16 protein-coding genes and 1 pseudogene are annotated in these 18,694 nt (G+C 68.5%); 10 read left to right on the top strand and 7 right to left on the bottom strand.

Going from position 1 to position 18,694, the window contains the following annotated elements; all coding sequences use genetic code 11:
• Positions 1 to 143 precede the first annotated feature (143 nt).
• Entirely contained in the window at positions 144 to 1,442 is a 1,299-nt protein-coding gene (locus ACFU5V_RS17860) for an MFS transporter (RefSeq protein WP_378700960.1), read from the bottom strand.
• A gap of 83 nt (positions 1,443 to 1,525) precedes the next feature.
• On the bottom strand, positions 1,526 to 3,958 hold the full coding sequence (locus tag ACFU5V_RS17855) for a penicillin acylase family protein (RefSeq protein ID WP_378700957.1): 2,433 nt from the start codon (positions 3,956 to 3,958) through the stop codon (positions 1,526 to 1,528).
• Between the two features lie 480 nt (positions 3,959 to 4,438).
• Here ACFU5V_RS17855 and ACFU5V_RS17850 point away from each other — a divergent pair, with 480 nt between their 5' ends.
• Positions 4,439 to 5,713, top strand: coding sequence for an ROK family protein (locus ACFU5V_RS17850; RefSeq protein WP_378442415.1), 1,275 nt, complete (start codon positions 4,439 to 4,441; stop codon positions 5,711 to 5,713).
• An 82-nt stretch (positions 5,714 to 5,795) separates the two neighbouring features.
• Here ACFU5V_RS17850 and ACFU5V_RS17845 read toward each other — a convergent pair whose 3' ends face one another.
• Positions 5,796 to 6,380, bottom strand: coding sequence for a DUF742 domain-containing protein (locus ACFU5V_RS17845; RefSeq protein WP_378440736.1), 585 nt, complete (start codon positions 6,378 to 6,380; stop codon positions 5,796 to 5,798).
• 210 nt (positions 6,381 to 6,590) lie between these two features.
• Here ACFU5V_RS17845 and ACFU5V_RS17840 point away from each other — a divergent pair.
• Positions 6,591 to 7,021, top strand: a pseudogene (locus ACFU5V_RS17840) (cysteine hydrolase family protein).
• Here ACFU5V_RS17840 and ACFU5V_RS17835 read toward each other — a convergent pair.
• On the bottom strand, positions 7,014 to 8,045 hold the full coding sequence (locus ACFU5V_RS17835; protein ID WP_378700953.1) for a tocopherol cyclase family protein: 1,032 nt from the start codon (positions 8,043 to 8,045) through the stop codon (positions 7,014 to 7,016). The pseudogene ACFU5V_RS17840 and the gene ACFU5V_RS17835 overlap by 8 nt on opposite strands.
• Before the next feature lie 141 nt (positions 8,046 to 8,186).
• Positions 8,187 to 8,960 carry a PIG-L family deacetylase gene (locus ACFU5V_RS17830; protein ID WP_378440740.1) on the bottom strand — a complete coding sequence of 258 codons (774 nt, stop codon included), beginning with the start codon at positions 8,958 to 8,960 and terminating at the stop codon, positions 8,187 to 8,189.
• Between the two features lie 56 nt (positions 8,961 to 9,016).
• On the opposite strand from ACFU5V_RS17830, the gene ACFU5V_RS17825 reads away from it, so the two are divergent.
• From ACFU5V_RS17825 to ACFU5V_RS17790, 8 genes are all read left to right on the top strand, one after another.
• Positions 9,017 to 10,219, top strand: coding sequence for an MFS transporter (locus ACFU5V_RS17825; RefSeq protein WP_378700951.1), 1,203 nt, complete (start codon positions 9,017 to 9,019; stop codon positions 10,217 to 10,219).
• Positions 10,165 to 10,992, top strand: coding sequence for an alpha/beta fold hydrolase (locus ACFU5V_RS17820; protein WP_378440744.1), 828 nt, complete (start codon positions 10,165 to 10,167; stop codon positions 10,990 to 10,992). Before ACFU5V_RS17825 ends, ACFU5V_RS17820 begins: the two co-directional genes overlap by 55 nt.
• A gap of 12 nt (positions 10,993 to 11,004) precedes the next feature.
• Entirely contained in the window at positions 11,005 to 12,363 is a 1,359-nt protein-coding gene (mshA, locus tag ACFU5V_RS17815; RefSeq protein WP_378440746.1) for a D-inositol-3-phosphate glycosyltransferase, read from the top strand.
• Positions 12,360 to 12,851, top strand: coding sequence for a YbjN domain-containing protein (locus ACFU5V_RS17810; RefSeq protein ID WP_095862545.1), 492 nt, complete (start codon positions 12,360 to 12,362; stop codon positions 12,849 to 12,851). The genes mshA and ACFU5V_RS17810 overlap by 4 nt, the downstream gene beginning before the upstream one ends.
• Before the next feature lie 106 nt (positions 12,852 to 12,957).
• Positions 12,958 to 14,553, top strand: a complete 1,596-nt coding sequence (locus ACFU5V_RS17805) for an AMP-binding protein (protein ID WP_378700949.1) — start codon at positions 12,958 to 12,960, stop codon at positions 14,551 to 14,553.
• Positions 14,554 to 14,596: 43 nt separating this feature from the next.
• Positions 14,597 to 15,352 (top strand): phosphoglyceromutase, encoded by a 756-nt coding sequence (locus ACFU5V_RS17800; protein WP_378700947.1) that lies wholly within the window; start codon positions 14,597 to 14,599, stop codon positions 15,350 to 15,352.
• Positions 15,353 to 15,501: 149 nt separating this feature from the next.
• Complete coding sequence (locus tag ACFU5V_RS17795; protein WP_378442496.1) at positions 15,502 to 16,710, top strand: sensor histidine kinase; 1,209 nt, start codon at positions 15,502 to 15,504, stop codon at positions 16,708 to 16,710.
• Positions 16,707 to 17,396: a response regulator transcription factor gene (locus tag ACFU5V_RS17790; protein WP_005251956.1), complete on the top strand. Its 690-nt coding sequence runs from the start codon at positions 16,707 to 16,709 to the stop codon at positions 17,394 to 17,396. The genes ACFU5V_RS17795 and ACFU5V_RS17790 overlap by 4 nt, the downstream gene beginning before the upstream one ends.
• 102 nt (positions 17,397 to 17,498) lie before the next feature.
• Here ACFU5V_RS17790 and ACFU5V_RS17785 read toward each other — a convergent pair whose 3' ends face one another.
• Both ACFU5V_RS17785 and ACFU5V_RS17780 read right to left on the bottom strand, forming a co-directional pair.
• Positions 17,499 to 17,834 carry a hypothetical protein gene (locus ACFU5V_RS17785; protein WP_378700944.1) on the bottom strand — a complete coding sequence of 112 codons (336 nt, stop codon included), beginning with the start codon at positions 17,832 to 17,834 and terminating at the stop codon, positions 17,499 to 17,501.
• A 69-nt stretch (positions 17,835 to 17,903) separates the two neighbouring features.
• A complete protein-coding gene (locus tag ACFU5V_RS17780; protein ID WP_378431256.1) occupies positions 17,904 to 18,689 on the bottom strand; it encodes a hypothetical protein in 786 nt (261 codons plus the stop codon).
• Positions 18,690 to 18,694: the final 5 nt, after the last annotated feature.

The following is an 18,694-nucleotide window of genomic DNA, read 5'->3' as shown; positions in this document are numbered from 1 at the left end:
GTGTGGAGTCCTGTAACCGAACCATCGGGGAGCGTGTCGCCGGAAGGATTTGCGTCACCCTGATCGCAACGGGTGGGCGCACGACGACGTCTCCGCCGCACCGGCGGGCGGCGTGGCGGAGACCGTGGTCCATCGTGTCGTCGCTACGCGGAGGCGCGGACCTTCCGGGTGATCGCGACGACGCAGAGCAGGCTGAGCAGCGTGACCGCGGTGAGGTACACGGAGATCGGCGCCGACGAACCCCACCTCGCGTACAGCGCGGCGGCCACCGTCGGGGCCAGCCCACCACCGAGAACCGAACCGATCTGATAGCCGAGTGACGCACCGCTGTACCGGACTTCGGCGCTGAACAATTCGGTGAACAGTGCGGCGATCGGCCCGTACACGATGCCCATGAACACGGCCGTGCCGAGAAGCGCGATCATCATCACCGCCGGGTTCCCGAGGTCGATCAGCGGGAACAGCGCCGCCGCCCAGACCGTCAGCCCGACCGAACCGGTGACGAGCAGTCGCCGGCGGCCGTACCGGTCGGACAGCATCGACGCGACGGGGATGACGATCAGCCACACGAACGAGGCGACCAGCGTGAAGACGAGCACGAGCGTCTTGCTCATGCCCAGGACCTTCGTCGAATAGGACAGCAGGTACGCCATGAAGATGTATCCGACGGTGTTGATGCCGACGAACGCGCCCGCGGACAGCAGCACTTCGCGCAGGTTCTCCCGCAGCACGGTGACGATCGGCAGTCGCTGATCGCGGTGCGTGTCCTTGACCTTCTCGAAGTCGGGGCTCTCGGTGATGGTGAATCGGATGACGAGACCCATCAGCACCATCACGGCGCTGGCCAGGAACGGGATCCGCCAGCCCCAGGCCAGGAACGCTTCTTCGCTGAGGCTCGTCGACACCCCGAGGAACACGAGATTTGCCAGGATCAGACCGCCGGGCACACCCATCTGCGGGAAGCTCCCGTAGAAGCCCTTCCTGTTGGCGGGCGCATGCTCGACCGCCATCAGCACGGCGCCGCCCCACTCTCCGCCGACCCCGATTCCCTGGATGAAACGCAGGGTGACCAGCAGAATCGGCGCCCAGACGCCGATGGTGGCGTAGGTGGGCAGCAGTCCGATGCCGACGGTCGCGCCGCCCATCAGCATCAGCGACAGGACGAGCATGGACTTGCGTCCGATGCGGTCACCGAAGTGGCCCATCACGACGCCGCCGATCGGCCGCGCGATGAAGCCGACGGAGAACGTCGCGAACGCGGCCAGGGTGCCCGCGATCGAGGAGAAGGACGGAAAGAACAGCGGGCCGAACACGATCGCGGCCGCCATGCCGTAGATGAAGTAGTCGTACCACTCGATGGCGGTCCCGATGAGACTGGCGCCGGCCACCTTCAGCGGCCGGACGGGCGCCTGCGGTGTCACGGAGATCTGCGTGGAGGTCATGTCGATGTCCTTCGAGGGCGCCGGGGCGGCGGACGTGCCGCCCCGGCAGGGGATGAGGAGTGCGTACCGAACTGCCGAATCCGTTAGTTCAACGTCACCTCGCCCGACTTGTTCGCATCAACCGACTGTTCGGTCAGCGGATCGGTCTTGCACTGGAAGTTCCGATACATGTCCATCTGGTCGCTGTAGTGCCGCGACCGCGTGCCGTCCGGTGCGATGAAACCACTCTGGCCGGGCGGCCCGACGGTGCAGAGGTCGGCGATGCCGTCGCCGAGCACGATGCGGTCGTTCTGGGTTCCGCGATTCATGTACGGCGACAGCGACAGAATCTCGTCGCTACCGGCCTGGGGAACGCCCAGGTAGTTCTTGAAGTCGAACCGGTTCGCGCCGACCGGCAACGTCCAGCCGGCGGGGTCCGGGCCCTGCTCGGCGCGCAGCCGGTCCATCGCCTGGCCGAACGTCGAACGGAGGACGGAGAGGCGATCCGCTCCGTTGAAGAAGTCGGTGGTCTGCGGAACGCCGGACTCGTCGCCGCGCAAGGCGTTGTAGACGAGTTTCGTCGCCTCGGCGGGACGTGCGGTGCCCGCGGCAGGGTAGACCTTCGCCGCATACGACGCGTACACGTCTTCCGGAAGGTCGTCGCGGATCACCGCATCGAACAGGATCGGCAGCCACGTGCGCATGATCACCGGTTCCGGTCCGTCGTAGACGCCGTCCGCGTTGTCGTCGGTGGCCTGCCCGTCCCAGTTGCGGAGCAGGTTCACGCCCGAGGCGACGGGGTCGCCGTCCGGCAGTTGCCCGGTGGCCTGATCCAGGTACGGCAGCAGATAGTCGATGTTGAGGTCGGCGAACGACGCCTGCCTGTTGATGTCCCAGATCTCGCCGGGAGTGAATTCGTCCTTGGCCTCGAGGCGGGTGGTGATGGCCCGCACGCGGTCGACGGGGGACCAGTTGTAGCCGTCGGCGAGCGCGCCTGCCGCGGACTGGTTGTTCCAATTCGCCAGGTAGCCCTGCTCGGGGTTGTACGACTGCGGGTTGTCCTCGAAGGGCCGGATGCCCTCCCACTCCATGCTGCCGTCACCGATCGCGGGAAGCCGCAGGTCCTGGCCGGCCGGGCGGACGGGCAGTCGACCGGGAGAGACGTAGCCGATGTTTCCCTGATTGTCGGCGTAGTACCAGTTGATGGTGATGGCGACCTTCTTCGCCTGCTCGAGGAACTCGTCCCAGTTGGTGGCCTTCATGATGTCGATCCAGGCGACCAGCGACTGGATCTCGTACCCCGCCCAGCTCTCCTTCAGCGAGTACCCAGTTCCGTTCGCGGTATCGAAGCTGGTGACCCGGCCGTGCACCGTCGAGTAGACCGGGTACGCGACGTCCGCTCCGCCGCGCACCTTGATCGTGTCGTTCCGGATCTCCATCGGGCGGTACTCGCCGTCGAATCGGTATGCGTGCTCGTTCGAGGGGTCGAGGACTTCCTGGTAGACATCGTTGACGTCGAGCGGCCCGGCGGTCGCTCCCCACGAGATCGTCTTGTTGGTGCCGAACAGAACGGTCGGGACGGCATAGGGCGTGTTGCCTGCGACGTCGAGACCGGCGCCGTGCAAACCGACGCCGTACACATAGGACGGGTTGAACCAGCCGAACTGCGGCCCGTTCATCAGGACGGACGTGCCGTCGGTGGTCTTGTCGGCGCCGACCATCCACAGATTGCTGGCCTCGGGTTTCATGTGCGGCCAGTCGCCGCCGCCCGCGTTCTTCATCCGAGTCAGATTCGCGTCGGGGAGTGCCTGCGTCACGTCGGAGAGCCCGGCTTCCGCGGTCATCGCGTGCGGTTCGTCGCCGGGCGACGTCGACTTGTCGCGGGGGACCGTGGTCGGGGCGGTGGGGTCTTCCTCGGCCCAGATCAGCTGGTCGAAGAGTTGCCGGCCCTTCTCCGCGCCGTTCTTCGCCTGCAGGCTCTTCAGGACCTGGAGGTTCGCGAGTTCACTGCTCGACTGGGAGAACCTGTTGGCCATGGTCTGCACCCAGACCATCGCCACGTCGTATCCGGTCCAGTGCTCCGGCCGGAAATCGCCGTCCAGGAACTGCTTCGGCATCAGGTGATCCGGGTCCGCGGCGACCTCGTCGATCCGCTTGTTGAACCCCTCGGCGTAGCCGTCGAAGATGTCGCGTTCGTCCTGCGGCAGTCGGGAGAGTTGATCCTTGATCGACTGCGGATCGATGCTCCCCCGCGCCGTCTTGTCGATCTCGACGTAGTCGGGTCCGAGCACCTCGGCCGCCGTGCCGATCGACGACCGCTTGGCCATCTCCATCTGGAACAGGCGATCCTCGGCCACGGAGTAGCCGTATCCGGAGTAGAGCGCGCGCGTGGTGTCGGCGTACACGTGTGGGATTCCGTAACCGTCCCGTTTGACGGTGATTCCGGCGGCGGACTCCTGCGTTCCGGTGGCCGTGCAGGCCGTCAGCAGCACGGTGAGTCCCGTTCCGAGGGCGAGGACCGCCCTCGTCGTCTTCATCGACAACTCCGGACCCGGTGTGCCGACCAGTGACGATCACATCGATACATCTCGCTCCTATAACCGTACGTTCGGTTGGTATCCCGGTGTATTGTGTCGTGAGACACGGTCGGCCGTCAAGAGTGGCGTCGGTCTCCCGCTGCTGCGGATGCCGCCGCCCTGCAGCAGCGGGAACTGGGGAATGGGGTGGCGCGCCCGTACACGCCATCGCGCCTTCGGATTGGTGAAACCGACCGAAGCTGCTACTTTCGTGACATGTCCTCAGGCCAGTCGACCGCTCCGCGGGTCACCTACGTGACCTCCGCGCTGGGTTCGCGGCTGCCCTTGGCGCGGGAACTGTGTTGTCGCTGTCTCAGCATCTGCAGCTAATTAGCGCCGTCTTCTCCTGATCGATCGTCCTCGGTCGTCCCCATCTCCACCCGGGACCGATGCAGCGTTCGGACGAAGGTGCGCACCGCCTCCGCATGCAAGGACTGCCACGTGTCTACCCCCACCCTTTCCAGCCCTACCCGGACCGGATCCGCATCTCGATTCCAGCGGCCCGTGTCCCGACCCCGTCTGCACATCGTTCCTCCCGAACTGCGGATCAGCGACGGCCCCGCCGCCGGCGTTCTGCGGGTGGCCCGGTCCCGTGGGCCGCTGTCGCGGGACGTCGCCGCGAAGGCGACCGGGCTGAGCATCGCCACCGTCAACCGTCAGGTGTCGGCGCTCCTCGACCTCGGGTTGCTGCGCGAACGCGGCGACCTCACGCCGTCCGGCGCGATCGGTCGTCCGCGTGTTCCGTTCGAGGTCAACCACGAGCCGTACCTGACCGTGGGCATCCACATCGGTGCGGTCGTGACCAGCATCATCGCCAGCGACCTCCGTGGAAAGGTCCTCGGCGCGGTCGAGGTGCCCACCCCGCAGGGCGCGTCCGCCGACGCGCTGACCGGCATCGCCCGCAGCGCACGGGCCTTCGCGTCCCGCTGGCACCGTCGTCGCCCGTTGTGGGCGGGTGTCGCGCTCGGCGGACGCGTCGATGCGCAGACCGGTGTCGTCGACCACCCCAGGCTGGGGTGGAAGTCCGCTCAGGTCGGCGCCATCATCGCGACCGGACTCGGGTTGCCCGTCTCCGTCGCGGCGCACGTCGAGGCGATGGCCGCATCCGAGTTGCTGCTGAGCCCCGACAGCGAAGACGGTGTCGCGCAAGGCGAAACGGGCCTGTACTTCTACGCCCGTGAGACGGCCGGAATCGCGATCACGATCGACGGCCGCGTCCACACCCCGTCGAGCGGTCCCGGTTCCATCGCGCACCTGCCGACCGGTTCGTCGGCGCAGTGCTCGTGCGGTTCACGCGGATGCCTCGAGGCGACGATCAGCGATCGCGCGGTCATCTCCGCCGCGCTCGACGCCGGCATCCTCCCCGAGTCGAACCAGCGTCCGACGATGAGCGCGCTCTACAAGGCGGCATCCTCGGGTTCCGTTCCCGCGCACGAGATCCTGGTCGAACGTGCGCAGGTGCTCGGCAAGACGGTCGCGATGCTGCGGGACCTGTTCAACCCGGACCGTGTGATCCTCGGCGGTCAGGCGTTCACCGAGTACCCTGCCGGAATCCCGCACGTCGCGGAGGCGTTCGCGCAGGCATCGTCGCTGGAGCGCAGGGACATTCGCATTTCCGGATTCGGCAACCGGGTGCAGGAGTACGCGTCGACGGTGGTGTCGCTGAGCGCCATCTACTCCGACCCCGTCGGAGCGATGCGCCGCACATCGCCGTAGTTTCACAGCAATTCGTCAGCTGCACAGGCAATTGCCTGTGCAGCTGACGAATTCGTGGGCATCTGCCCCGGCGAGCGGGGCTTCAGAGTCTGCGCAGCCCGTCGAGGACGCGTTCCATCAACTTCCGATCCGGGCCGGTGGATCCGGCGGTCTCGTTCACGGTGACCGCTCCGGCCGCCGCGAGGTCGCCGACGAGTACCCGCGCGACCCCGAGCGGGATCGACGCGAGCGACGCGATCTCGGCCACCGACCGCGGTTCGGAGCACAGCGCGAAGACACGGCGCAGTTCGTCCGGCGCCGGCATCGCGTCCACGACGGCGTCCCCGTCGGCGCGGGCGACGATGACCGCCTCCAACGGCAGATCTATCCCGGACTCCGTCCGCCCGCCCGTGAGAATGAACGGCCGGACGATGGAGACCGTCTCCTCGGGCTCCGCCCACTCCGTGGACTCGGCCGTCTCGGGCGCTCGGCCGGCGGGTTCGGACGGGGCCTCCACCTGCTCGGGAACGGCCTCCGCCCGGCCGGGCTCCACCCACTCGACCGACTGCGACGGGCTCGGCTCTGCCGTCGGCGACTGCTCTTTCCTGTCGCTTCGGCGCCGGCCGGCCGAACCGAAACGCGCCCCTGTCGCGCCGATCATCGGCCAGTTCTCATCGCTCACAGTCATCGGTCGGGACCCTTCTCGCACTACCCCACCCGTTCCATGGTCCCAAACCCGCGTTCCATGCCCATGGTCCGGTCCCTGTGATTCCGGCTACAGAATCCGCGTGAGCGTTAGATTTGCTGCGTGACCCACTGGCGGCAGAACTCGGATCCGTTCCTCGCGCCCGATCTCGGCCGGTCCGCGCTGCTCGTCGTCGACATGCAGGTGGACTTCGTGGACGGCGGGAGGGCCCCGATCCCGGGCACGTCGGCGGTGCTGCCCGCGATCGCACGTCTCGTGGACGCCTACCGGGAGTCCTCGGCCCCGAATCGCTCCTCGCCGGTGACGTCCAGGCCGTATCGCCCACCGAACACGTCCTGTTCAAGCCGCGGTGGAGTGCGTTCTACCGCACCGGGCTCGACGAGCACCTGCGCCGGTGGCGGGTCGACACCGTGGTGATCGCGGGCTGCAACTACCCCAACTGTCCGCGCGCCACGATCGTCGACGCCAGCGAACGGGACTACAAGGTGCTCGTCGCCGCCGATGCGATCTCGGGCGTCGACGCGCGTCACCTGGAGGAGGCCGGACGGATCGGGGTTCTGCACGCGGAGACCGACGAGATCGTCGAGGCGTTGCAGCCACCCGAACTCGAGGTGATCAGCTGAGGGGCGGAGCCGACGTCGCGTCCGGCGGCGCACCCCGCCTGCGCAGTTCCGCGCGCGCCCGCTCGATCCCGCCGTGCTCCAACGCGGCGAGCGGCGATTCGTTCGCCCAGACGAGTTCACCACGGCGGCGCACCGTGACACTCATCGAACCCGCGAGGTGCTCGAGGGCGCCGGGAATGTTGCGACGCTCGGCGGGGAGCGGAACCGGAAGCACGTGGGCCGAGCGCAGCGGGGAGGCGCCCTCGATCTCGACGCTCCATGTGCGGCCGCGGCCGCACAGCGACCACCGCTCGTCCGTCACGTGCGCCCGCACGGGGGAGGTGACCGGATTGCCGAGGCGGAACACCGTGCCGTCGGGCAGCGCGACGACGACGGCCGTGACCTCGGTGCGCAGCCCGCCCGCGGTGATCTCGCCGCCGGCGAACGCGACGCACGCCTGCCGGTCGGCGAATCCCTGGGCCTGGCCCCACCACCAGGAGTCGGGGAATCCGCCCCTGCCCCAGTTCTTCTCGCCGTAGACCTGGGCGCCGTCGAGGTCGATCTCGGTGCCGCCCAGCACCGCGGTTCCCTCGGCCCGTCCGCCGAGCAACCACGGATGCCAGTACTGGTTCAGCGCGGGCACGGTCTGGAACACGCTCGACCCGCCGAGCCTGCGCCGCGGCCACGGGACCTGGGCGCCGATCCGGACGTCGAGGCGGGCGTCCGGCCCGAGATCCACCCGCACGCGGTCGACGGACCCGCGGAACTGATCGCCGGCGAACGCGCCGAGTCCGGCCGGGTTGGCGTAGCCCTCCGGATGCGCGGCGGTCCGCAGGAACCTCGCGGGGTGACCGGCCAGACCGAGCGTCGCCCAGTGGCCGTCCGCGGCCCTGTTGATTCCGGCCAGTGCGATGACGACCTGTCCGGTCGCGGGCTGGGTGAACCGCCAGAAATAGCCTTCCATCGCGACGTCGTGCGCGGCGAGGACGTTGCCGAACGGCAGATCCGCACCCGTGGACCGGTACGCCCGCAGCAGTCTCGACACGGGTTCAGCGGACGCGCGGTCGCGGTGACGGTGCCCTTGCGGACCCGGTGTGCACGACGAACGGCATGGTCGCGACGAGATCAGCGGGGTCCATACCCGTGGATGCTAGGCGCGGACCCGAATCCGCGGAGGCAGTTCCGGTCAGAGCGGCAGCGACGACTCCGCGAGCCCCGCAGGCGCCCCGCGCCGGCGGAACCATTCCTGACCGAACGCCGCCTGCAACTGCTCTTCGGGCATCTGCAGGAACGGGCCGAAGTCCCCGATCTGGGTGGCGTGCGCGTGCATCGCGGCGCGTTTGGCGCCCATCGCCGAAGTGACGTCGACGACGGTGGTGATCTCGGAGTCCGGAAGGCCGAACGTGTCGAGGTCCGGTGGCTGCGCGTTCTCGGACCATTCCGGATTCGCGGCCATCAGTCGCCGGATGTGGTCGCGGCTGACGGCGGCCTCGTACACGTGCGGCACACCGGCCAGTTCGGCGGCCCGGAGGCCCACGTGATGCACCTGGACGTGGTCGGGGTGCCCGTAACCACCGTTGGGGTCGTAGATGGTGACCACGTCGGCGGATTCCTCGACGAGGATCGCGGCCAGCCGGGTAGCGGCCTCCTCGACGTCGACGTTGCAGAACGCTGCCGGATTCTCGTTCTCCGGCGTTCCCGCCATCCCGGAATCCGCGTAGTGCAGCAACACCACACGCTGGGCGCCGAGCAGCGACGTCGACTCCTCGAGTTCGCGGCGCCGACGCTCGGCGAGCGACTCGCCGTCGATCAGAATCCCCTCGGGCGCCTCGCCGAGCGCCCCGTCCGTCGCGGTGACCACGACGACGCGGTGACCGGCGTCGGCGGCCTGACGCATCACGCCGCCGGTGGTGAACACTTCGTCGTCGGGATGGGCGTGGAAACACACCAGGACACTCATGAGCGCAATACTTGCACGTGCTGGAAGTCGCGGCCACGATCTGTGAGGCTCGACGCGTGCTCGGTACCTATCGTCAGATCTTCGCCGCCCCCGGCTCCGCAGCGTTCTCGGCAGCAGGATTCGTCGCGCGCGTACCGATCGCCATGGTCGGCATCGGCATCGTCACGATGCTGTCCGAACTGCGCGGAGACTACGCGCTCGCCGGCGCCCTGGCCGCGGTGTTCGCGCTGACCTACGCGTTCATCACGCCGGTCGTGTCCCGTGCGGTCGACCGCTACGGGCAGTCCCGCGTGCTGCCCGTCGCGTCGGGGATCAGCGCGACGTCCCTCGCCGCGATGCTGCTGTGCGTGCGGTTCGGGACCCCCGACTGGGTGCTGTTCGTGTGGGCTGTCCCGGCCGGCTGCATGCCCACGATCGGTGCGATGGTGCGCGCCCGCTGGACCGAGCTGTACCGCGGGACGCCACTGCTGCGGACGGCGTTCGCATTCGAGGCGGTGGTGGACGAACTGTGCTTCATCGCGGGACCGGTGGTCTCCGTCGGGCTCTCCGTCACGGTGTTCCCCGAGGCGGGACCGCTCGCGGGACTCGTGCTGCTGGTGGTCGGCACCCTCGCGCTCGTCGCTCAGCGTGGCACCGAGCCGCCCGTGCACTCGTCGCCGGACGGCGGCACACCGTCCGTCGTCCGGACGCCCGCGCTGTGGATCCTGGTGGCGGTCATGGTGTCGATGGGCACGATCTTCGGCGTCATCGACGTCGGGGCCATCGCCTTCACCCGGAGCCACGATGCACCCGCCTCCGCCACCGTGGTGCTGGCCCTGTTCGCGGCCGGGTCCGCGGCGGCGGGCCTCGTGTTCGGTGCGATCCGGGTGTCGGTGTCGCTCCGGAAACAGCTGATGGTCGCGGTCCTCGCGGTGGCGGTGCTGATGGTGCCGCTGCTGTTGGCCGGGAGCATTCCGGCGCTCGCCGTCGCCTACGCGGTGGCGGGAATGACGGTGGCGCCGATCATGATCGTCACCACCGGTCTGGTCGAGCAGATCGTGCCCGCGGGCGCGCTCACCGAGGGCATCACCTGGATCGTCACCGGGCTCGGTGTCGGCGTCGCCGTCGGGTCGGCGCTCGCCGGCCGGATGATCGACGAATTCGGCACGACCGCCGGGTACGCGGTGGCGGCGGTCGCCGCGTTGCTGGCCTCTATGGTGACCCCATGGCTATTCGTGAAGCAGTCGGCATCGACGGAACGCCCCTCGTCTACTCGGTGACCGGTGACCCCGACGCGCGGGCCCTGGTTCTCCTGCACGGCTGGGCGCAGTCGTCGAAGTGCTGGGGCACCGGCGTGCTCGACGAACTCGCCGCCCGCTACCGCGTGATCGCCGTCGACCTTCGCGGACACGGCTACTCGGGCGCCCCGGCCGCCGGCTACGACGACTCCGCGATCTGGGCCGGGGACGTCGACGCGGTGCTCACGGCGGAAGGCGTCACGTCCGGTGCGGTGCTCCTCGGCTGGTCCTACGGCGGCCTCGTGATCTGCGACTATCTGGAGTCCCACGGCACGTCCGCCGTCGACGGCGTCGTCCTCGTCGGGGCCATCACCAGCATCGGTCGCGGGGAGGCCGGCGGCAAGGTCGGTGCGGCGATGCGCGCCGCGATCCCCGGCGCGATGTCCGAGGAGCCGCGCGAGGCGATCCGCGCGCTGGGCGCGTTCGGCACCGCGCTCACCGGACCTCCCGAAGGCAAGGGCGCGCAGTCGCAGGCGCTGTTCGGCGCCAGCCTCGCCACCCCGCCGCACGTGCGGGCCGCCCTGTTCCACCGCTCCGCGAGCCACGACGACCTGCTCCGGTCGCTCGACGTCCCGGTACTCGTCCTGCACGGCACCGAGGACTCCGTCGTCGACGTCTCGGCTGGTAGGCACGCTGCTGACCTGATCCCGCAGGCGCGGGCGTCGTTCTGGGAGGGCTGCGACCACGGGCCGTTCGTCGAGGATCCCGGCCGCTTCGTGAAGGACGTCGGCACGTTCGTCGACAACCTCGGTTAAAGAGGCCGATCGGTGGGGGAGCACTATGGAGTGGTGACGCCCTTGCACAACTCGCGCCCCCGCAGGGTGGCCGTCCTCTCGGTCCACACCTCACCGCTGGCGCAGCCCGGTACCGGAGACGCGGGCGGCATGAACGTCTACGTGCTGCAATCCGCCATCCAGATGGCCCGCCGCGGCGTGGAGGTGGAGATCTTCACCCGGGCCACGTCGTCCTCCGACGCCCCCGTCCAGGAAGCGGCGCCGGGCGTCCTCGTCCGCAACGTCGTCGCCGGCCCGTTCGAGGGACTCGACAAGCAGGACCTGCCCACGCAGCTCTGCGCGTTCGTGGCCGGGGTGCTCCGCGAGGAGGCCCGCCACGAACCCGGCTACTACAACCTGGTGCACTCGCACTACTGGCTGTCGGGGCAGGTCGGCTGGCTCGCCCGCGACCGGTGGGGTGTGCCGCTGGTGCACACCGCGCACACGCTCGCCGCGGTCAAGAATCTGTCGCTCGCCGAGGGGGACACCCCCGAACCGGCCGCCCGTCAGATCGGCGAACAGCAGGTGGTGGCCGAATCCGACCGGCTGGTGGCCAACACCACCGACGAATCCGATCAGCTGGTCCGCCACTACGGCGCCGACCCGAACCGGATCGACGTGGTGGCGCCCGGCGCCGACCTGACGCGCTACCGCCCCGGCAACCGGGACGCCGCCCGCGCGAAACTGGGGCTCGACCCTCGCGAGACCGTCGTGACGTTCGTCGGACGCATCCAGCCGCTCAAGGCCCCCGACGTACTGCTCCGCGCCGCCGCCGAACTGATCGCCCGGGATCCCGAGTCGTCGCTGCGGGTGCTCGTGGTCGGGGGGCCGTCCGGATCCGGACTGGCCCGGCCGGACGCGCTGATCGAACTCGCGTCCTCGCTCGGCATCGCCGCGCGGGTCACGTTCCTCCCGCCGCAGGCGCCCGATCGGCTCGCCGATGTGTACCGGGCTTCGGATCTCGTTGCGGTGCCCAGCTATTCGGAATCGTTCGGGCTGGTCGCCATCGAGGCGCAGGCCTGCGGCACACCGGTGATCGCCGCGAACGTGGGTGGACTCGGCGTCGCGGTCCGGCACGGTGAGACCGGGCTGCTCGTGGACGGGCACCGCACCGAGGACTGGGCGACGGCGTTGCAGTCTCTGGTGTCTGCGCCCGGCAGGCTGGCCGCGCTGGCCGCGGAGGCTCCGCGGCACGCCGAGAATTTCTCCTGGGAACACACCGCCGACGGACTCCTCGAGAGCTATCGGATGGCGACCGTCAACTACAACTACGGACACGGCCCGAGCGAGTTCTCCCCGCGTCGCGGACGCGGATTGTGGAAGCTGCGCAGGGTCGGGGGAGTGCGCGCATGACCGATTTGGCCGAGGTGATCGAATCCGCCCTGACCGACCGGGAGTTGGACTTCACGAGGAAGGACTCGACACACTTCGTCGTCGAGTTGCCCGGCGAGCGCAAGCTCAAGACCACCACGCTCCTGACAGTCGGCAAGCACGGCCTGCGCGTCGAGGCATTCGTCTGCCGCAAGCCCGACGAGAACTTCGAGGGCGTCTACAAGTACCTGCTGCGACGCAACCGCCGGCTGTATTCGGTGGCGTACACGATCGACAAGATCGGCGACATCTACCTGGTCGGTCAGATCGCCGAGCACGCGGTGACCGCGGACGAACTGGACCGCATCCTCGGGCAGGTGCTCGAGGCGGCCGACGGCGACTTCAACACCCTTCTCGAACTCGGATTCGCCGGTTCCATCAAGCGGGAGTGGGAATGGCGTGTCTCGCGCGGCGAGTCGCTCGCGAACCTGAAACCGTTCGAACATCTCATCGAGGACTCGCAGTCCTGAGTATGGGTTGACCTCCCGCGGACGGGAATTGCGCGCGGGTAGAGTTGCGGCGACCCTGTGACTGGAGTCACAACTGCTTCTGCAACACTTCGAGGGAGTGACCCACGTGAGCTTCAAGAGCCCGTTTCCGGACGTCGAGATCCCGAACCGCAGTGTCTACGATTTCCTGTTCGGTCACCTCGACCCGGCGGACGGGGAGCGGCCCGCGTTGGTCGACGGTGCCTCGGGTGCGGTCACCACCTACCAGACTTTGGTGGCGCAGATCGGCGGGGTCGCCGGGGCGCTCGCGGCCCGCGGTCTCGCGGTCGGTGAGGTGGTGGCCCTGCATTCACCGAACGTGCCGGCGTTCGCCGCGGTGTTCCACGGCATCCTGCGCGCCGGCGGTGTCGCCACCACCGTCAACGCCCTCTACACCGCCGAGGACATCGCCAAACAGCTCACCGACTCGCACGCGAAGTTCCTGTTCACCGTCTCCGGCCTGCTGCCGCAAGCGACGGACGCGGCGGCACGGGTCGGGATCCCCACCGGGAACGTCATCGTCCTCGACGGCGCCGACGGGCACCCGTCGCTGACGGATCTGCTCACCGAGGGCCATCAGGCGCCGGACGTCTCGTTCGACCCGGCCACCCAGCTGGCGGTGCTGCCGTATTCGTCGGGGACCACCGGCCGGCCGAAGGGGGTGATGCTCACCCACCGCAACCTGGTCGCGAACGTGTGTCAGATCGACCCGCGGATGGGCATCGGCGCCGACGACCGGCTGTTGGCGGTGCTGCCGTTCTTCCACATCTACGGGATGACGGTGCTGCTCAACGCGGCCCTGTTCAACCGGGCCGCCCTGGTGACGATGCCGAAGTTCGACCTCGTCGAGTTCCTGTCGATCGTGTCCGGGCAGCGGTGCACGTATGTGTTCATCGCCCCGCCGGTCGCGGTGGCGTTGGCCAAGCACCCGCTGGTCGACGACTACGACCTGTCCTCGGTGCATTCGGTGTTCTCCGGTGCCGCCCCGCTGGATCAGGAACTGGGTAAGGCCGTCGCGACCCGGCTCGGCTGCCGGGTGCGGCAGGGGTACGGGATGTCGGAGATGAGTCCGGTCTCGCACGCGATCCCGTTCGACCGCGACGACATCGCCCTGGACTCGGTCGGCCCGACGATCGCGAACATGGAATGCAAACTGGTCGACCCCGCGACCGGGCAGGAGGTCGACTACCCGGCCGTGGGGGTCAGTGCGCCGGGGGAGTTGTGGTGCAAGGGCCCGAACATCATGGCCGGGTACCTGGGCAACGAGGCGGCGACCGCGGACACCCTGGACGCGGACGGGTTCCTGCACACCGGGGACATCGCGACCGTCGACGCGGAGGGGGTGGTGACGATCGTGGACCGGATGAAGGAGCTGATCAAGTACAAGGGGTATCAGGTGCCGCCCGCCGAACTGGAGGCGTTGTTGCTGACGCACCCGCAGATCGCCGACGCCGCCGTCATCGGGGTCCTCGACGAGGAGGGTGAGGAGGTGCCGAAGGCGTTCGTCGTCACCCAGCCCGGTGCCGAGGATCTGGACGAGGCGGCGGTGATCGCGTTCGTCGCCGACCGGGTCTCCCCGCACAAGAAGGTCCGCAGGGTCGAGTTCATCGACCTCGTCCCCAAGTCCGCCGCAGGCAAAATCCTCCGCAAAGACCTCCGGGCCGGCGAGGCCCGCCGGACCTGACGGCAGGGGTTCACGGCGCGAGGGTTCCGGCAGGCATGCCAGGATGAACGGCATGAGTACCGGAACCCTTGTGCTGCTCCGCCACGGCGAGAGCGAATGGAATGCGCTCAACTTGTTCACCGGCTGGGTGGACGTCCACCTGACCGATAAGGGCATCGCCGAGGGCAAGCGCGCCGGCGAATTGCTGCTCGAGCACGACCTGCTCCCCGACGTGCTGTACACGTCCCTGCTGCGCCGCGCCATCAGCACCGCCAACATCGCGCTCGACACGGCGGACCGGCACTGGATTCCCGTCATCCGCGACTGGCGTCTCAACGAGCGCCACTACGGCGCCCTGCAGGGACGCAACAAGGCGCAGGTCAAGGACAAGTACGGCGACGAGCAGTTCATGCTGTGGCGCCGCAGTTACGACACCCCGCCGCCGACGATCGAGCCGGGCAGCGAGTACAGCCAGGACACCGACCCCCGCTACGCGAACCTCGACGAGGTCCCGCTCACGGAGTGCCTGAAGGACGTCGTCGTCCGTCTGATCCCGTACTGGGAAGACACCATCTCGGCCGATCTGAAGGCCGGCAAGACCGTCCTGATCACCGCGCACGGCAACTCGCTGCGCGCCCTCGTCAAGCACCTCGACGGAATCTCCGACGAGGACATCGCCGGGCTGAACATCCCCACGGGCATCCCGCTGCGCTACGACCTGGACGAGAACCTGAAGCCGCTCAACCCCGGCGGCACCTACCTCGACCCCGAGGCCGCCGCCGCCGGCGCCGCCGCGGTCGCGAACCAGGGCGGGAAGTAACCCGTGCAACCGGCCGGACGTCCCGTTCGCGGGACGTCCGGCCAACAGCAGGTTAACTGCGGACGAAGACTCCGGTTGCCGCGTGTGACGTGCGCGGAAATGCCTGGACCCTGCGTAACCGGCCCGCCGCGCGAACGTACGATTCAGGCGTGAGTGTTGTTCAAGCCGTCCTGCTTGCCATCGTGGGCGGCTTCGTCGGTTACCTCGTCGGTGGCGTGCTGATCCCCATGCTGTCCACCCGGCAGGCGCAGCGAATGGAAGAGACGTCGGGGCTCACGATGTCTCAGGTCCTCGACCTGATCGTGCTGGCGTCCGAGAGCGGTATCGCCGTCGTCGACCAGTTCCACGACGTCGTCCTGTTCAACCCCCGCGCCGAAGAGCTGGGCCTGGTGCGGAACCGTCTCGTCGATGACCGTGCGTGGGTGGCGGCGCTCCGCGTCCTCGAAACCGGCGAACCCGTCGAGGTCGACCTCAGCACCAAGACCCCGCAGCGGGGACGCGACCGGATCGCGGTGCGCGGCACCGCACGCCTGCTCAGCAAGGAGGACCACAACTTCGTGGTCCTGTTCGCCGACGACGACTCCGAGCAGGTGCGGATGGAAGCGACCCGTCGCGACTTCGTCGCCAACGTCAGCCACGAACTCAAGACGCCCGTCGGCGCGATGGGTCTGCTCGCGGAGGCACTCCTCGAATCGGCGGATGATCCCGATTCGGTCCGGCACTTCGGCGAACGCGTGCTCGGTGAATCCGTGCGCCTCGGCAAGATGGTCACCGAACTGATCGCGCTGTCCCGGCTGCAGGGCGCCGAGAAGTTGCCCGACCTCGAGGCCGTCTCCGTCGACGAGGTGGTGGACGAGGCACTGCAGCGCTGCAAGATCTCCGCCGAAGCCGCAGGCATCGCCGTCACCACGGACCACAACAGCGGTTACGAAGTCCTCGGCGACCGCGCGCTGCTCGTCACCGCACTGTCCAACCTGGTGCAGAACGCCATCGCCTATTCGCCGAAGGGATCCCCGGTCTCGGTGAGCCGGTCCATCCGCGGCGACAACGTGGCGATCTCGGTGACCGACCGCGGCGAAGGCATCGCCAAGGCCGACCAGGAACGCGTCTTCGAACGCTTCTTCCGCGTCGACAAGGCGCGGGCCCGGGCGACCGGCGGGACGGGACTCGGCCTCGCGATCGTCAAGCACGTGGCCGCCAACCACAACGGATCGATCGACCTGTGGAGCAAGCCCGGAACGGGTTCGACGTTTACCCTGCAGATTCCTGCACACATCGAGACAGTAGAGACGAACGGCGGGGACGCCGACGGCGGAACTGTCGGGAGGAGAGAAACCGGTATGGAGGCCAAGCGATGACAAGTGTGCTGATCGTGGAAGACGAGGAGTCACTGGCCGACCCATTGGCCTTCCTGCTCCGCAAGGAGGGATTCGAGACGACGATCGTCGGCGACGGACCGTCCGCGCTCGCCGAGTTCGACCGGGCCGGTGCCGACATCGTCCTCCTCGACCTCATGCTGCCCGGCATGAGCGGCACGGACGTCTGCAAGCAACTCCGCAGCCGGTCCGGCGTCCCCGTCATCATGGTCACGGCGCGGGACAGCGAGATCGACAAGGTGGTGGGCCTCGAACTCGGCGCCGACGACTACGTGACCAAGCCGTACTCGGCGCGGGAACTGATCGCCCGCATCCGCGCGGTGCTGCGCCGGGGCGTCGACAGTGAACTCGACGTCGCGCAGGACTCGGCCGTCCTCGAGGCCGGACCGGTCCGGATGGACGTCGAACGGCACGTGGTCCAGGTGAACGGCGAGGCCGTCACGCTGCCGCTCAAGGAGTTCGACCTCCTCGAGTACCTGCTGCGGAACTCGGGCCGCGTGCTCACCCGCGGACAGTTGATCGACCGGGTGTGGGGCGCGGACTACGTCGGCGACACCAAGACCCTCGACGTGCACGTCAAGCGTCTGCGCTCGAAGATCGAGACCGACCCGGCCAAGCCGGAACACCTCGTCACCGTCCGCGGGCTGGGCTACAAACTGGAGGCGTGAGCGGACGCCGGCCCGACACGGTTGCGCACGAATTCGTCAGCCGCACAGGCAATTGCCGGTGCGGCTGACGAATTCGTGGGCGTCTGCCGGAACGGGCGTCGGTCAGAACGGGTTGTACACCCAGACGCCGCGGAACGGTGCCGAGATGATCTGCGTGATCGCGTGCTCGCGGCCCTGGTCGTCGAACTGCCTGCAGTAGACCGCGACGTAGTGCCCGTCGCCCTTGCATTCGATGACCCGGCCGGTGCCGTACGGGCTCAGCACGAGCGCCCGGTCACCCTTGTCGCCGAAGGCGCCCGGATCGAACGGTGCGACGAAGTTCGTCGTCTTGTCGTAGAAGGTGTTCCAGTCCGGGGTCGGGTCGGCGGACGCGGTCGGCGCAAGGGCGAGCGTTGCCGCGGCGGTCAACAGGGCACCGGTCAGAATTCGAGCGAACATGTTCTCTCCCGTCGTGGCTGTGCCCGGAATGGGGCCGTGACGGCTAAATCGACCGCTGGGTCCGGTCCGTTACCCGGCGGCCTTCCGCTGTGCGGCCACGGTCGCGGGATGGACTGCGACGAGTCCGAGGCCTGCCCTGCGCTTGCACAGCTTCGCCAATTCCGCGTACGCGGCCTTGCCGAGCAGTTCTGTCAGCTCCGGCGCGTACGACTGCCAGACGGCCTTGGCGCCGACGTGAGCGTCGGGTGAGCCCGAGCAGTACCAATCCAGGTCCGCGCCGCCCTCGCCCCAGCCACGCCGGTCGTACTCGGTGATGGTGGTCTTGAGGATCTGCTCGCCGTCGGGGCGTTCCACCCACTCCTGGGTGCGGCGGATCGGGAGCTGCCAGCACACGTCCGGCTTGACCTCGAGCGGCTCGATTCCGCGCTTGAGCGCCATCGAGTGCAGCGCGCAACCGACACCGCCCTCGAAGCCGGGACGGTTCAGGAAGATGCAGGCGCCGTGATACCGGCGGGTGCGCAGCGCGGGCTCGTCCTCGAGGTCGTCCTCCTCGATGTACCCCTTCTTGCCGAGCCCCTTCTCCATGAACTGCCAGTCCTCGGGTGTGAGCAGCTTCACTGACTTGTTCAGCTTCTCCAGATCCTCCTCGTCGGAGAGGAACGCGCCGTGCGAACAGCAGCCGTCGTCCGGCCGGTCGCCGATGATGCCCTGGCAGGCCGGAGTGCCGAACACGCAGGTCCAGTGGGATAGCAGCCACGTCATGTCCGCGGCGATGAGGTGCTCGGCGTTGTCGGGATCGGGGAATTCGACCCATTCGCGAGCGAAGTCGAGGGGTACTTCGGGGCTGGGTGTCATCTTGT

Origin of the sequence: Rhodococcus sp. NPDC057529 (assembly GCF_042802055.1) — a bacterium.
In the GTDB taxonomy this organism is placed as follows: domain Bacteria; phylum Actinomycetota; class Actinomycetes; order Mycobacteriales; family Mycobacteriaceae; genus Rhodococcus_F.
The sequence above is the reverse complement of the archived record's forward strand: the minus strand, read 5'-3'. Positions and strand labels throughout refer to the sequence as shown.

Coding starts and splice junctions, on each gene's coding strand:
- ACFU5V_RS17860 (WP_378700960.1), bottom strand. CDS start 1,442: ATGACCTCCACGCAGATCTCCGTGACACCGCAGGCGCCCGTCCGGCCG.
- ACFU5V_RS17855 (WP_378700957.1), bottom strand. CDS start 3,958: ATGAAGACGACGAGGGCGGTCCTCGCCCTCGGAACGGGACTCACCGTG.
- ACFU5V_RS17845 (WP_378440736.1), bottom strand. CDS start 6,380: ATGACTGTGAGCGATGAGAACTGGCCGATGATCGGCGCGACAGGGGCG.
- ACFU5V_RS17830 (WP_378440740.1), bottom strand. CDS start 8,960: ATGAGTGTCCTGGTGTGTTTCCACGCCCATCCCGACGACGAAGTGTTC.
- ACFU5V_RS17820 (WP_378440744.1), top strand. CDS start 10,165: ATGGCTATTCGTGAAGCAGTCGGCATCGACGGAACGCCCCTCGTCTAC.
- ACFU5V_RS17810 (WP_095862545.1), top strand. CDS start 12,360: ATGACCGATTTGGCCGAGGTGATCGAATCCGCCCTGACCGACCGGGAG.
- ACFU5V_RS17800 (WP_378700947.1), top strand. CDS start 14,597: ATGAACGGCATGAGTACCGGAACCCTTGTGCTGCTCCGCCACGGCGAG.
- ACFU5V_RS17790 (WP_005251956.1), top strand. CDS start 16,707: ATGACAAGTGTGCTGATCGTGGAAGACGAGGAGTCACTGGCCGACCCA.
- ACFU5V_RS17785 (WP_378700944.1), bottom strand. CDS start 17,834: ATGTTCGCTCGAATTCTGACCGGTGCCCTGTTGACCGCCGCGGCAACG.
- ACFU5V_RS17780 (WP_378431256.1), bottom strand. CDS start 18,689: ATGACACCCAGCCCCGAAGTACCCCTCGACTTCGCTCGCGAATGGGTC.